This window comes from Oricola indica, from assembly GCF_019966595.1.
GTDB lineage: Bacteria > Pseudomonadota > Alphaproteobacteria > Rhizobiales > Rhizobiaceae > Oricola > Oricola indica.
Genome location: NZ_JAINFJ010000005.1, coordinates 389,467 through 402,815 on the forward strand (window position 1 = coordinate 389,467; position 13,349 = coordinate 402,815).

The following is a 13,349-nucleotide window of genomic DNA, read 5'->3' on the forward strand; positions in this document are numbered from 1 at the left end:
CCGTCCAGGGCCGAAGCGTATGCTGAGGCCTTCAGGCATTGGCCATTGAGTCGAAGGTCGCGAAATGACCGCACCAGCGGACAATTCGCGCGCCTGAGCGAACTCGGCAGCGTCGAGACCGGTTAAAAGGGTAGCCGAGGGAGCGTCAGCGAAGCGACGCCGCAGGCGGGACGCGGGACCGACTGCCCCCGGCGAGGCGCACCTCATTTGCGATGGGAATCCTACTGATCAGAAGAGAAATGCCGGAAAATTCATACAGTTCGCACCCATGCAATTTGCACTCATAACGCGAGATGCCTATTTAGTTTTCAATGCGCTACGTTAACGACCGACTTAGCAATGAGAGAATATGAACTGTAATTCCATTAGACAGGAATCCCAGACTCCCGCATAATTGATATCTATGGAATCCACCGAAAAACTTTCACATTTCAGACCGAGAGCTCGGTTGCTACAGTTGCTCGGCGACCAGCTAATTGGTTCTCCGCGTCTTGCTGTTTTTGAACTGGTCAAGAACGCTTATGACGCCGACGCCACCAATGCTCACGTTGAGATAAACGGGCTACGCACCGACAGTCCCACCATAACGGTCACCGACGACGGCATGGGCATGTCCGAGCAAACGATCCGGGACATCTGGCTTGTTATTGCGCATGACCACAAAGAAAAACAAAAACAAAAGCGGGAACGTACGCCTAGCGGGAGATTACCACTCGGCGAAAAAGGCCTGGGTCGACTGGCCGTACATAAACTGGGCAATCACATCGAGTTGATAACTCGCGCCGCGAGTAGTCGCGAGGTTATTGTCCGCATCGATTGGCAGAAGTTAATAGACAAAGAGTTTCTCGAAGACGCGAAAGTCGAGATTTCAACGAGAGAACCGGAGGTCTTTTCCGGGGACTCAACAGGGACGAAGATAATAATTAGCGAGCTTCGCAATCGGAAGTGGACCCGAGGCGAAATACGGCGCCTGTACAGGCAGATTGCTTCGATATCATCGCCATTCGAACAGCTGGGCCCGGAGGATTTTTCTGCGTATCTCGACGTACCTGAGTATCCTGATTGGATAAACAGCATTCCAGATCCAGAACGCATCCTTAAGCGGGCACCTTGGAAATACAAATTTACTTTCGATGGCGAGATTTTTAGCTGGGAGTACGAGTTTCGAGGAATTCCTGGAATTGCTCGCGAAGCACACACAGAAATTCAACGAGAAGGTGGCTTGCCAATTCCGCCAATACCAGCTGACGACGAAGATCCTTCGGTATCGCTTAGTGCTGAAAAATCAAAGAAGAAGATAACAGCTGACAAGGACTCCCTTGCAGGCATCGGACCTATCTCGGGCGAATTCTACGTATTCGATCGAGGTAGCAAAATCCTGTCTAAGATCGGAGAGAGTGAGCTAATTAAAAACTTCTTGGATGAAAGCGGCGGAGTTAGAGTCTATCGCGACGGCATTCGGGTTTATAACTACGGTGAGGCGGAAAACGACTGGCTGGAACTCGATCTCAAACGGGTAAATAATCCAACTCGTAATCTCAGTAATAATATCGTGGCTGGATTCATAAATCTCTCGCAATATTCGAGCACAGGACTGGTTGAAAAGTCCAATCGTGAAGGCTTCGTCGAAAACAATGCGTATGAACGTCTAAAGCAGATCGTTCTCGGGGCAATGGAGCCGCTAATCCGGGAAAGGGAAGAAGACCGGAAAGCAATACGCGAACTACTTTCAGGTGCAAAGGATCCCGATCTTAGGCATCTCGCAGAACCAGTCTCCAGAATAAGAGAAATTGCACGCAAAAACCGGCTTTCGGGCGAAATCGATCCATTGCTGGACCGCATCGAGACTGAGTATGTTTATATGAAAGAAACCCTGCTGAAAGCGGGTATTTCAGGCACTGGCCTCGCAGTTGTTTTCCACGAGATAGAACAGGGAATCCAGTCCTTGTATAATTCGCTTGCTCAGCACCCTGACATGAAGGGCGTTGCTGATCAGACGCGCGAACTGATGCGGTTGATGGACGGTTTCTCGGAAATCCTCCGCAAGAAGGACAAGAAACCCGTAAGTCTGAATAATATCATCAGGCGCGCTCGGGATTTGAGCATGATCAGATTTCGTCACCACCATGTTCGCCTTGTTTGCCCCGCTCTGGAAGATGGGGCTGAGGAAATGATGACCGTGTGCTCATTCGGGTTGGTGGTCGGTGCGCTCACTAACCTTATTGACAATGCAATCTATTGGATGCGCACCCGTTGGCCCGATGAAGACCAAGAGCCGACACCGCGTGCATTGTATATCAACATATCTGACGACTTCGAAGGCGGACCAGCCATTGTTGTTGCTGACACTGGCCCTGGATTTCGGGACGAGCCCGCGGATCTTGTTCGGCCTTTTTATACGAGACGTCCCGCCGGGATGGGAATGGGTTTGTATTACGCAAATATGGTCATGCAGCTCAATGATGGCGAACTCTTATTTCCGGAAAAAGATGATGCAGATATTCCGGATGACTTTGACGGCGCAATAATTGCACTCCGGTTTACAGAAGCGGAGAAGGCATAGATGTTCCTCCCATCACGAGTAGTCATAATCGATGATAATCTAACGCACATAGATGGATTATTGAACGCTTTGCGTTCCCATCAGATCGACGCTCATGCTGTCCATTTCAAAGAAGAGACAGGGGTAGACGGGCTCAATTTTCCCGGCATGCGCGTGCTATTTATCGATCTGCACTTAGTTACTGGGGCCGGTGTCGGAGCTGGGGGAAACAACGATTTCGCTGTCTTGGCATCGATATTGGATCAAATAGTCGACGTTGATAGTGGTCCCTATATATTAATTCTCTGGACCCAGCACCCCGATCAATTCGAAGGTCTAAATGCTTATCTTGATCAGCTGCAAGACAACAGTTTAGACGTTAGAAAAAAACCCGTTGCAACCTTTTCTCTTAGGAAGGGAGATTACATAAATGTAGTTTCAGGAGATGTGCTGCCAGATAGCAATCTCCCGAACGATGTAATGGAACGCATGACGGCGAATCCCCAGATGAAGGCGCTGTTTAGCTGGGAGGCAGATGTCTCAGCCGCAATGGACGCCACGCTGCGCTCCATAATAGATTTAGTTCCCGGAGATCAACGTACGACAGAAGATTTCGGCCCTGCACTTGGCAAGGTATTATTTCGTCTCTCTCAAGCAGGAGCTGGGAAAGATCGAGCATTTGAAGATCCGAGATCGTCCGTAAACCGCGTCTTGGTGCCGGTTCTTGCAGATCGAATCTCAGAACATGATCCGGAGGGAGCCTCTTCCGAATACTGGAATGAGGCACTGGTCGAAGATCCTGCCAGATCTGCTCCTGTCGCGGTTCAGGCTGCCATAAATAGTGCCATTCATGTTTCTTCCGCGACTTCTGTCCATAGCAAGCCGATTAGGCCAGTTGATTTAGGCGCGGTAGTCGACCTGCCATTTGAGCCAACCGACGAAAATCTCATTGCAAGCTTTGGAATTAACTCAGAACTTATTCGGAGCAATAAACTTTTTGGGGTCGAAAACGATGCCGAATGGGAGAATTGCCGTTTGGTACTGGTACAGGTTGGTGCCAGCTGCGATCATGCGCAGCCAAACGATGGGCCATTAATGTATTTACTGGGGATCGAGTGGCCGTTTACTGAAGGTGCTGGTGATCATAACCTTCGCGAAAACAAGAGTATAAAGAAAAAATTGCTGGAGTGTCGAACGCCGACACTCTTAGTCGGGGATCCCCCGCGCCCTGGGAAAATCTCTGTGTTCCTTAATTTGGGCATGGCCGCTACTAGAGAAGAGGCGGAAGGTTGGCACGCGAGATACCGATTCCGTGATGAGCTAATCTCATATATTACCCAAGAATATGCGAGGCATATCTCAAGACCTGGGATAGTGAGTCTCTGATTGCCATTCTCCCCGGCATGCGGACAAAAAAAAAGAGGCCTCATTTCGAGACCTCTGTTGCGGGTTTGATCTTCCGGACCACGGTTCGTCCGTTCACCAGCGGGCTGTAATTGACCGCCAGGTTCAGGCCTTCCTTGTCCTTGTGCGCCCAGGCCACACCGATCTTGGTCCAGCGGGCGTTCTCACCATCGCCAACCACATGGAAGACTTCGTGGGTAGGTGCTTTGATTTGTTTCTGTTTCATGGTCGTTCTCCTTTTCGTTTGTCCTCAGCGCCTTTCGCTTCGGTCGTGAAAGCAACGGGCCTGCCGCGTCCAGGCTGACCTGCAAGACCTTTCTCGGGAGACCGCCTGCGGCGGAAAGGTCTTGCGGGGCAGCTGCGGCTGGCCATTTTCACGAGATACCGAACGCGATTGGTCTGAGACATCGGGAAGGGACGAGAAGGGGCATGACAGAACCAAAGCCCCCTGCCCGGGACTTGCTTCTGGCGATTGTGAAGCCCGCGTCCTGATTGTGGCCTGCGCCAAGGACTGCGCCTGAACCGGTCAATGCGCCCGCGAACGGTCATGCCGTCCGCCAAACCCGCAGGAGCCTGAAACAGGCTCTCCTCATACGTCCGACAAATGCCGGGGCCCGGCCTGGCGGGCCGTCACTCAACGATACCATCGGGGAGTGACGGCATCGCCGTCTATCCAGCGCTCACGGGGCTTTCCGGAAGGGATTGCAAGGGATGGGTGCGTGACCTCGAGAACACACACCCTTGTCATTTTACGCGGATTCGGCTGGCGCGATTTTCATCAACTGAGCGAAAATGCCCTCGATCGCGCAAACGGCCGATCGATCTTCAATCCCGTTTTACAGCCAAAGGAGAGCACAATGATTGCTCAAGCACGACCGCCGCCAAGCGGCGAAACCAATCGGCATGCAGAGCCCACAAGTTCGAATGCCGGGCGCCCATCAGGGCGAGCCAATGGGGGCCGACTGACCGTCGGTTCAAGGGAGGCTCTTACCGCTATGAAAGGATTTCAGAACACGTCCAGGCTTTGACCGCGGACAGTGTCTGCGGGTTGCGGATTCTACGGAACCGCAACGGCCATCAACACTCACCGATCTTGAAAAAGAGGAATGAGCACGATGGACGATCTGACCATGGACCTGGTCCGGCTGTGCCGTCGCAATCGCGACGGGTCACACGGGACACAAACCAACCGGAAGCGCGGCCTGTCCGCGATAGCGAATGAACTGAACAACCTCGGATACAAACTGCCTTCGGCAAAATCTTTGAAGCCGAAGCATGTTTCCGCCCTTGTCGAGAAGTGGAAGGGCGGAGATCTTGATGATGCGACGATCCGCAACCGCCTGACCTGGCTGCGCTGGTGGGCGGAGAAGGTGGACAAGCTTTCGGTGATCCCGAAAGACAATGCCACCTTTGGTGTTGAAGCCCGCAAGCACGGCGACGCCAACCGCGCGCAGCATCTTGATCCCGGCAAATACCGCGATCTCGGCTGCCCGTATGTGAAGGCGGCGATCCTTCTGCAGGTGGCGTTTGGCCTGCGGCGCGAAGAGGCGATGAAGTTCCGCCCGCATATCGGTATCAAGAAGGATAGCATTTTCCTGAAGAGCAGCTGGACCAAGGGCGGGCGTCCGCGCCTGATCCCGATCACCACGGAAACCCAGCGCAAGATCCTGGCCCAGATCCAGAAGTTCGCCCCGAACGGTTCGCTTATTCCGGCGAACCTCAGCTACGCCGCGCAGATGAAGCGTTTCGAGTACTACACGTTGAAGGCGGGCCTTCGGAACACGCACGGCTTTCGCCACGCCTATGCGCAGCAGCGCTACCAAATGCTCACCGGCCAGCCATGCCCGATGGCAGGCGGCAAGCGCTGGAAGGACATGACCGAAGACGAGCGGAAAGCTGACCGCGCCGCGCGCCGACAGATTTCCGCAGAGCTGGGTCATGGCCGCCTTGAGGTGACGGATACCTATCTCGGGAGGGCCTTCGGATGAGACGCGCTGCAAGCACCTACGAGGCCACGACCAACGCCCGCCGCAAATACGCGGAAAACATCTTCGACATTGCCACGGTGGCAGCGTCCATTCTGGACCGGGCCGAAGAAGGCTACCGCCTGCTTCGGATCAATCAGGAATACCCGTTCGATCTGTCCACGACGGACGCCGCCCAAGCACTTGAGGAATGGCTGGAACATGAGGGTTACCGGTACGCCTGGAAGGCGACACCGGAGATCGTCGATCCGTTCCGGCCGTCTTCAGAGTTCGAATACCCTGAACTGGTGATCTTCTGGTGAGCGGGCCGCTCCTGCTCACCATCCTCATTCTGCTTCTTACCCTTCGGATCACCTTCAGCCTCACCGGCGCGCTGGTGCGCGCCGTGTGTTTGGCGTTCTGGATGACGGTGACGGCTTTCGCGCTGGTTCGGTTCTTCGGCGCGTGAATGTCAGCAACGGCTCTCGCGGCTGTTCAAAAGCTCTCACAGGCAATTCCGCCTTATCTGGAGCATTTGACATGCAAATACTGACCTCACGCGAGGCCGATGCCGCGCGTATTCGCACCCCCGTGGACGAAGCAAAGGCCGAGGTTGATTTCCTCGGCGAGCAGATAGAAGGCGTCAGCCTTTTCATCGATGACCTGTGCCGTAAGTTCGGCCATGGTTACGTTCACACCGACGATTGCTTTGCCAGGATTCGGGCCGTCAAAGACGCCCTGTTCGAGCGCCAGAAGGTGGCGATGCAACGGTATCAGGGACTGCGCAGCCAGTTGCAGTAGTCTGCAGCTGATGACGAACCAATGCCGGCGGGAATCCCGCCGGCATTGTTCATTTATCTAGCGTTCTCTCTCCCGCTCGTATTCCTCCCGCGCCTGTTCCTGTGCCCGTTCAAGCTCTTCCGGATGCATAAGCTCCCAATTCGGTCCCGGCACCGGATCCTGAACTCGCTCCGGTTCTTCCTCGCGCCTGAAAAGCTCTCGAACCTTGTCGCGCAGCGACGGTTCCATCATGCGTTCCAGTTCACGCTCTTTCCGGCGGATGTCGTCCTCGCGGATTTTCATGACGCGGGCGTCAAAGATCCGTTCTTCCACCACGCGAAGCATCTGCGGTGAAGCCCTGCGGGCGAGCTGCAATGCTTCATGCTCTTCGCGTGTCCGGGGCATCATGACGGCCCGCTCCCACACGCCCCGGTCATAGTCCCGCTGGCGCTGTTCCATTTCCTGCCGGAAGGCGGAGCCGTCGTCGCGCTCGGCGACGGGCTCTCTTTCGGCAAGGGCGTAGGCATTGTCCATTCCGATCTCATGTCCGTCGTCAGAGGTTTTGAGCAGTTCGGCGGCCTGATCTAGTGGAGGCTCTGGCCCATCAGGGTTTTCATTTTAAGCGGCCGCCTTGCTATGCAGCAAGCGCCGTCGGTTGATGGTTTCGCGTTTGATCCTTTCTCTTGTCTGCAGGATGGTCGGGCCACGTCCGAAGTAGACGTCGGCCGGGGTGAGATTGCCGAGGCTCTCGTGGTAGCGCCGGTGATTATAGTGATCGACGAAGGTGCCGAGCTGGGCTTCGAGAGCACCCGGCAAGAAGTAGTTTTCGAGCAGAATGCGGTTCTTAAGCGTCTGGTGCCATCGCTCGATCTTTCCCTGGGTCTGGGGATGACAAGTCGAGCCGCGGGTGTGCTCCATCCCAATGCCGGAGAGCCAATCGGCCAGTTCGCCGGCGACGTAACATGGACCATTGTCTGACAAGAGCCGTGGACGTTGCATCACTCTGGCGTTGTCGCAACCCGATGCCTGCAGGGCGAGTTCCAGCGTATCGGTGACATCCCCGGCCTTCATCGTGGTGCATAGCTTCCAAGCGATGATGTAGCGCGAGTAATCGTCGAGGATGGTCGACAGATAGAACCAGCCCCAGCCGATGACCTTCAGATAGGTGAAGTCGGTCTGCCACAGCTGGTTCGGCGCGGTCGTCTTGTCATGGAACTCATCGGCAGCCTTGATGACGATGAAGGCTGGACTGGTGATCAGATCCTGCGCCTTGAGCAGGCGGTAGACCGAGGATTCCGAGACGAAGTAACCTCGCGTGTCGGTGAACGTCACCGCCAGTTCGCGCGGTGACAGCTCCGGCTCATCAAGCGCAAGGTCGATGATATTTTCTCGGATGTCGTCGGGAATGCGGTTCCAGACCCGCCCGGGCTGAGGCTTGCGATCTTCCAGCGCATCGACGCCGCCGGTGAGAAAGCGGTCATACCAGCGATTGAAGGTCGAGCGGGGAATGCCGAACTTGTCCAGCGTGCGCTTGGTCGGCAGATGCGACTGCTCGACGAGCCGGATGATCTCCAGCTTCTCGGAGGCGGGATATCTCATTCGTCGTCGCCCCCATCCGCGATCATGCTTTTTTTAAGCAGCCGCAGTTCCAGCGCCTGCTCGGCGACGACCTCTTTCAGATCACGAGCCTCACGACGTAGATGCTTGACCTCATCGGTGGTGGCCGCACGTGCGGTGTCGCCGGCCAACCGCTTCTTGCCGGCTTCGAGGAACTCTTTCGACCAATTGTAATAGAGGCTCTCGGCAATGCCTTCACGCCGGCACAGCGCGGCAATCGACTCCTCACCGCGCAAGCCTTCCAGCACGATGCGGATCTTCTCTTCCGCCGAATAGTGTTTGCGGGTTGCACGGCGGATGTCCTTGATGACCTTTTCCGCCGGCTCCTTCTGTGTCCCGGATTTCCGTCTCATCTTCGCTCCTTGAAGGGCTACGATGAGCCAGAAATCCTCCTCTATCCGTTAAGCCGATATTGTCTCATTGGTGCTGAAGCCGGACACTTGGCCAGCCTCGCATCCCTCCGTCTGGCGGTCGTGTCCACACGGTTCCAGAGCGAATTCCGGTCGCGCGCCCACGCGGGCGCGCCCGCCGGAAACAGCGTTCTTTTGAACACCACATCCTCACGCATGTGATAGACAATGTGCTCTTGCTTACCCTCGGACCACAGCCGTTCGCCTGCCACATAGGCGGCCATGGCCACCGCAAAGCGCTCGCCCCGAAAGGGACTTTTCCGCGAGAGGTTCGTAACGTGGCAATGTATATTTCCGTCCTGCATCCGCCTGCCATTCCGCCCGTAGGGCATCCCGTTGACGCGAAGCGAAACGGGATGGGGTGCAGGGGGTATCCCCCTGCCGCACTTCGGTGTTTTCCATCGGCGAAGCCGGGAAAACGCCGCAATGTTGACAACCTGTAATACAGGTTAGGCAACATGTAAGTGCGCTATACACTTTGTTGCGACCCAGAGTTGACTCATTTCAAAAGAGATTACTAGTCTTCAGGTGGCGGCATTTTCCGCCGGGGGATCAGTGTATTGAGTAAGAACCCGTTTGATCTGACGGGCGGATTCGGTTCGTCTGTATCGGACTTTCGCCGATACTTCGATACGGGCATGAAGGTCAGCCGTCACCTCACCGGCCTGTCGTTGAAGAAGCAGCTTGAACAGCAGGGCTTCGACCCCATCACCATTGATGCCGCCGTTGAGGCAGTGAAGGCCGGACGCGATCCGGCACCTGTTCTGGATCAGGCCAGACGCGCCTATGCGCTTCGCGAGAAGCAGGCGGCGATGCGCACTAACCCGCCGCCTGTGCACGGCTCGGCGCGCTGGGCTCGGCCGGACGAACTGCAGGATGCAGGGCTTATCCGTCCCTTGGATGGCCGCAGCCTAAGCCTTGGCAAAGTTGCCGGACAGCCGCTAACCTGGGACGGCGAAAGTCACCTGCTGACCATCGCGCCCACCCGCAGCGGCAAGAGCACGATGCAGATTGTGCCGAACCTGCTCAACTACCGGGGCGCGGCTGTGGTGCTCGATCCGAAGGGCGAGCTTTATCAGGCCACCGCCAAATGGCGCGAAGAGAACGTCGGACCGGTCTACGTGCTCAATCCGTTCGAGGTGGAAGGCGTGCCGACGACACACGCCTTCAATCCGCTGGATGGCGTCAAGGACAGCCAGACAGCGCTGGAACTGAGCGAGATTCTTTACCCGCGCACCCAGGACGACAAACAGCAGTTCTTCGAGAACGAGGCCATCGGCCTTCTGGCCGCCGTGGTGGAGTTTACAGCGCGTTTTGCGGAGGGGGATGATCGCAGCCTCGCCACGATCCGCAATACGCTCTCCACGCTCGATCGCGACCTGTTCGGGCTGATGAAGGTGATGGCGGATGACATCTTCCCGCCGTCGATCCGCAATGCCGCGCGCAACTTCATGACCAAGTCACGCGATACGGGCCAGCCGCGTGTTCTGGACAGCCTCAACACACATTTGCGGCTCTGGGACAATGCGGGCCTGCAGCGCTGCACCGCGCGCAGCGATTTCAGCTTTGGTGATCTGAAGGACAATCCGGCCACGGTCTACCTGGTGCTGCCGTTCTCGCGGATAGGCCCGTTCTCCACCTTCGTGCGCATGATCTTCGCCACGGCGCTGGACGCCATGCTTCTCAATCAGCGCAAGCCGGACATCCCGGTGCTGTTTGTGATGGACGAGTTCCTGGCGCTGGACCGGGATGACCGGTTTGTTTCGGCGCTGCGCACCCATGCCAGCGCCGGTGTGCGGCTGTGGTTCTTCCTTCAGGACCTTCCGACCCTTGAGCAGAAATACCCCACCACCTGGCAGTCCTTTCTGCAGGCTGAAGCGAAGTCCTTCTTCGGCACGGGCGATATGCGCACGGCCAAGCTGGTTTCCGAATATCTGGGCGACACAACGGTGTCCTATGAGGTGCCCAACATGTCGGCCTCCACAACGGGCGGCGCATCCGGTTCTGCCAGCTATTCGATCTCGGAAAACCTGCATCTGGCGGGGCGCAACCTCATGACGCCCGACGAAGTCATCGACTTCATGTCGGGCAATGCGTCGGCGCGCAGTGCCATTCATTTCCTGCGCGATGTTCGTCCCGTGCAGGCGCAGCTTACTCCCTGGTTCAATGATGAAGAGTTGAGGTCACGCGTATGAGTATCGCCACCGTCAAAGTCGAAAAGCATCCTGTCTTCCCGACCATCTTTCTGATGATCCTGGGTGCCGTTGTCGGGCTGTTTTTCGGTGCCGCCTTCCTGATGGCATCCTCTATGGTCTCTGTGGCCGCAACCGGCCCGCTTGGTGCGATCATGTACATGCCTATGGCCATGGCCGCCGTGAGCGTGATGATGACCATTGGTCTGGTTGCCACGCCGATCTGGGCGCTCATTGGCGGTTCCATGTTCGCAAAAGGCGCTTCGGGAAAGGGAAGTGCCATCACGCGCGATATGGGCGTTACGTTCTTCTCAGAGACGCATCCTGTCACCGTTCGCACCAATCAGCTGGCCGCCGATCTTGGCTTGCCGCCTGTGCCGTTTGTGGGGTGGTATGACGCCGAAGACATCAACGCCTTTGCCATGGGCACCCGGCCGGGAAACGCCATGGTTGTTGTCAGCAAGGGTGCGGTCCAGAAGCTCAAGAGACCTGAATTTGAGGCTGTCCTTGCGCACGAGTTAGGACATATCGCCAGCAATGACATGGCGCGTATGACCTATGCCCGTGGCGTGCAGGAAGCCCTGTCATTCTTTCTGATCTTCCGTGGTCTGAAGATGTTCGCGCGCTGGGTCTTTACGCCGTTTTCCGAGCTGGGCCTTCTCAGCTTCTCCCGCGCCAGAGAGTTCACGGCTGACCGCATTTCAGCGCGTCTCACTTCGCCTCAGGCTATGATCGGTGCACTGGAAGCCATTGCCGCCGAAAGCGCCAGGCCTCCCCGAAACCGTTATGCCAATACGATGCTTTCATCGGCGCTCAATGATAGTGCCTGCTTGCCACCCATCCACCGATTCAAAGTCGCATTGATGCGCTTGTTTCATGGGAAGAGAAGGGAAGCCTTGCCGAAGAGCCTTATGCGCCGGATGGCACTCCATTGCCTGTCACTTCCGCTGCCTGATGCCCCGTCCATTGCCGTTCTTATCGTTGGCCTTTGTGACGGTCTCTGCTATGCGAACAGCAATGCGGACGTGGTGGAATCGGTAGACACAAGGGACTTGAACGCTTGAGTGCGCTGGCGGAAACGCCGGACGTAGAACTGCTCAAATTCGGGGAAACCTGTCAGATGGCAATCCCGAGCCAAGCCCGAATGGTCATACATTCGGGAAGGTGTAGAGACTAGACGGGCAGCACCTAAGGCACCTGCTATGGTGAAGGTATAGTCCAGACCACAAACGCCTGAGGGCGGCGGTGAAAGCCGTAGTTGGTAAGAAAATCCCTCGGCTTCGGCCATGCGGGTTCGAGTCCCGCCGTCCGCACCATTTAGTAAGCACAATCATTCTAAATACTTTAGACGTGAAAAATGGATGCCAACCGTTTGTGCTATCGTCCAAAAACTCATGATCTCATTTATGAAATGGGCTAGAATAATACGCGATGGCGCAATATCCGACACCTTCTGAAATCATGCGGGCGAGACGCCCATACTTGTATTCGGATAGTGAGAACACTGATACCTATCGCTTAAGCCGGTCAGAGCTTAGCCATCATCTCGAAACGCTGACCGATCGTAATCAGCATAAGGATTTCGAGAATTTTGCGCGCAAACTTTGCGAACGCGAGATCTGTCCAAATCTGAGACCGCAAACCGGCCCAGAAGGAGGCGGGGATGGTAAGGTAGATACCGAGACCGTTCCAGTTGACGAAGCAATCTCCCAGCGATGGTTTATTAATGGCAACGATAGTGGCGCTGCCAGGGTAGCATTTGCCTTTAGCGCCAAGAAGGGGTGGTCGGACAAAGTTCGTTCGGATGTAAAGGGCATTGCAGAGACAAAGCGCGGATACGTGAGAATATACTTTGTGACCAGCCGTCCCGCACGCCAAAAAGACAGGCTTCGCATTGAGGATGAGCTCCACAAAAGCTACGGTATTCCAGTCACAATACTTGACCGCGAATGGCTCATTGATCGTGTATTCTCTCACAACCACAAGGATATTGCCTTCGAGACCCTCGGAGTGGGGGCAATCGATCCTGACAGCCGGAAGATCGGACCAAACGACTTTAAGAACCAGCAGGCTCTCGATGAGCTTGAAGATCGATTGGCCAAAATGGGGACATCGCGCTCTGACTATACGCAAGCAGTGAGCGATGCATTTGAGGCTGCTTCGCTTTCTAGACGCCTCGAAAAGCCGCAGTACGAGACTGAAGGTCGTTTTACTCGGGCCACAGAATTCGCAAAAAAATATGGCGTAGAATTTCAGCTATTGCGTGCCGTTTACGAACATGCGTGGACGCGATTTTGGTGGTTTGACGATGTAAGAGGAATGCTGGAACTATATGACCGTGTTGAGAGCCTCGCTTTCGCCACTAGAGCGGTTTTCGAGCGTCCTGAATCGATAGGGATTCCCAAATCAGCGGGTTTCTGATTCATGCTTTCTGCCGGGT

Annotated in this window: 13 protein-coding genes; 9 read left to right on the top strand and 4 right to left on the bottom strand. The window is 55.7% G+C overall.

What is annotated here, in order from left to right; all coding sequences use genetic code 11:
- The first annotated feature begins 403 nt into the window (after positions 1 to 403).
- Both LC343_RS15630 and LC343_RS15635 read left to right on the top strand, forming a co-directional pair.
- A complete protein-coding gene (locus tag LC343_RS15630) occupies positions 404 to 2,563 on the top strand; it encodes an ATP-binding protein (protein ID WP_223478076.1) in 2,160 nt (719 codons plus the stop codon).
- Positions 2,564 to 3,928 (top strand): hypothetical protein, encoded by a 1,365-nt coding sequence (locus LC343_RS15635; RefSeq protein WP_223478077.1) that lies wholly within the window; start codon positions 2,564 to 2,566, stop codon positions 3,926 to 3,928. It abuts the gene before it with no gap.
- 40 nt (positions 3,929 to 3,968) lie between these two features.
- Here the strand turns inward: LC343_RS15635 and LC343_RS15640 are convergent, their stop codons facing one another.
- Positions 3,969 to 4,172: a hypothetical protein gene (locus LC343_RS15640; protein WP_223478078.1), complete on the bottom strand. Its 204-nt coding sequence runs from the start codon at positions 4,170 to 4,172 to the stop codon at positions 3,969 to 3,971.
- Positions 4,173 to 5,061: 889 nt separating this feature from the next.
- Here LC343_RS15640 and LC343_RS15645 point away from each other — a divergent pair.
- The 4 genes from LC343_RS15645 (at position 5,062) to LC343_RS15660 (ending at position 6,711) form a co-directional block, all read left to right on the top strand.
- Positions 5,062 to 5,934: a phage integrase N-terminal domain-containing protein gene (locus LC343_RS15645; RefSeq protein WP_223478079.1), complete on the top strand. Its 873-nt coding sequence runs from the start codon at positions 5,062 to 5,064 to the stop codon at positions 5,932 to 5,934.
- Positions 5,931 to 6,233 carry a hypothetical protein gene (locus LC343_RS15650; protein WP_223478080.1) on the top strand — a complete coding sequence of 101 codons (303 nt, stop codon included), beginning with the start codon at positions 5,931 to 5,933 and terminating at the stop codon, positions 6,231 to 6,233. Before LC343_RS15645 ends, LC343_RS15650 begins: the two co-directional genes overlap by 4 nt.
- Positions 6,230 to 6,379 (top strand): hypothetical protein, encoded by a 150-nt coding sequence (locus tag LC343_RS15655; RefSeq protein ID WP_223478081.1) that lies wholly within the window; start codon positions 6,230 to 6,232, stop codon positions 6,377 to 6,379. The genes LC343_RS15650 and LC343_RS15655 overlap by 4 nt, the downstream gene beginning before the upstream one ends.
- 71 nt (positions 6,380 to 6,450) lie before the next feature.
- A complete protein-coding gene (locus tag LC343_RS15660; protein WP_223478082.1) occupies positions 6,451 to 6,711 on the top strand; it encodes a hypothetical protein in 261 nt (86 codons plus the stop codon).
- Positions 6,712 to 6,768: 57 nt separating this feature from the next.
- On the opposite strand, the gene LC343_RS15665 is transcribed toward LC343_RS15660, so the two are convergent.
- The 3 genes from LC343_RS15665 to LC343_RS25360 form a co-directional block, all read right to left on the bottom strand.
- Complete coding sequence (locus LC343_RS15665; protein WP_223478083.1) at positions 6,769 to 7,224, bottom strand: hypothetical protein; 456 nt, start codon at positions 7,222 to 7,224, stop codon at positions 6,769 to 6,771.
- Positions 7,225 to 7,308: 84 nt separating this feature from the next.
- Positions 7,309 to 8,660 (bottom strand): IS3 family transposase gene (locus tag LC343_RS15670; RefSeq protein ID WP_223478084.1). Its coding sequence is split into 2 segments (ribosomal slippage): positions 7,309 to 8,324 and positions 8,324 to 8,660, totalling 1,353 coding nucleotides; the frame shifts between segments, so codons are not numbered across the junction.
- Between the two features lie 41 nt (positions 8,661 to 8,701).
- Positions 8,702 to 9,049 (bottom strand): MobA/MobL family protein, encoded by a 348-nt coding sequence (locus LC343_RS25360; protein WP_428982568.1) that lies wholly within the window; start codon positions 9,047 to 9,049, stop codon positions 8,702 to 8,704.
- Between the two features lie 228 nt (positions 9,050 to 9,277).
- On the opposite strand from LC343_RS25360, the gene LC343_RS15680 reads away from it, so the two are divergent.
- The 3 genes from LC343_RS15680 (at position 9,278) to LC343_RS15690 (ending at position 13,330) form a co-directional block, all read left to right on the top strand.
- Positions 9,278 to 10,912: a type IV secretory system conjugative DNA transfer family protein gene (locus LC343_RS15680; RefSeq protein ID WP_223478086.1), complete on the top strand. Its 1,635-nt coding sequence runs from the start codon at positions 9,278 to 9,280 to the stop codon at positions 10,910 to 10,912.
- Positions 10,909 to 11,973, top strand: a complete 1,065-nt coding sequence (locus tag LC343_RS15685; protein WP_223478087.1) for a M48 family metalloprotease — start codon at positions 10,909 to 10,911, stop codon at positions 11,971 to 11,973. Before LC343_RS15680 ends, LC343_RS15685 begins: the two co-directional genes overlap by 4 nt.
- A gap of 367 nt (positions 11,974 to 12,340) precedes the next feature.
- Positions 12,341 to 13,330, top strand: coding sequence for a hypothetical protein (locus LC343_RS15690; RefSeq protein WP_223478088.1), 990 nt, complete (start codon positions 12,341 to 12,343; stop codon positions 13,328 to 13,330).
- Positions 13,331 to 13,349: the final 19 nt, after the last annotated feature.

What these genes read in the sequence shown, in the direction of transcription:
- LC343_RS15690 (WP_223478088.1), top strand. Translation starts at nt 12,341, where the DNA reads ATGGCGCAATATCCGACACCTTCTGAAATCATGCGGGCGAGACGCCCA.
- LC343_RS15665 (WP_223478083.1), bottom strand. Translation starts at nt 7,224, where the DNA reads ATGGACAATGCCTACGCCCTTGCCGAAAGAGAGCCCGTCGCCGAGCGC.
- LC343_RS15630 (WP_223478076.1), top strand. Translation starts at nt 404, where the DNA reads ATGGAATCCACCGAAAAACTTTCACATTTCAGACCGAGAGCTCGGTTG.
- LC343_RS15645 (WP_223478079.1), top strand. Translation starts at nt 5,062, where the DNA reads ATGGACGATCTGACCATGGACCTGGTCCGGCTGTGCCGTCGCAATCGC.
- LC343_RS15685 (WP_223478087.1), top strand. Translation starts at nt 10,909, where the DNA reads ATGAGTATCGCCACCGTCAAAGTCGAAAAGCATCCTGTCTTCCCGACC.
- LC343_RS15650 (WP_223478080.1), top strand. Translation starts at nt 5,931, where the DNA reads ATGAGACGCGCTGCAAGCACCTACGAGGCCACGACCAACGCCCGCCGC.
- LC343_RS25360 (WP_428982568.1), bottom strand. Translation starts at nt 9,049, where the DNA reads ATGCCCTACGGGCGGAATGGCAGGCGGATGCAGGACGGAAATATACAT.
- LC343_RS15640 (WP_223478078.1), bottom strand. Translation starts at nt 4,172, where the DNA reads ATGAAACAGAAACAAATCAAAGCACCTACCCACGAAGTCTTCCATGTG.
- LC343_RS15660 (WP_223478082.1), top strand. Translation starts at nt 6,451, where the DNA reads ATGCAAATACTGACCTCACGCGAGGCCGATGCCGCGCGTATTCGCACC.
- LC343_RS15635 (WP_223478077.1), top strand. Translation starts at nt 2,564, where the DNA reads ATGTTCCTCCCATCACGAGTAGTCATAATCGATGATAATCTAACGCAC.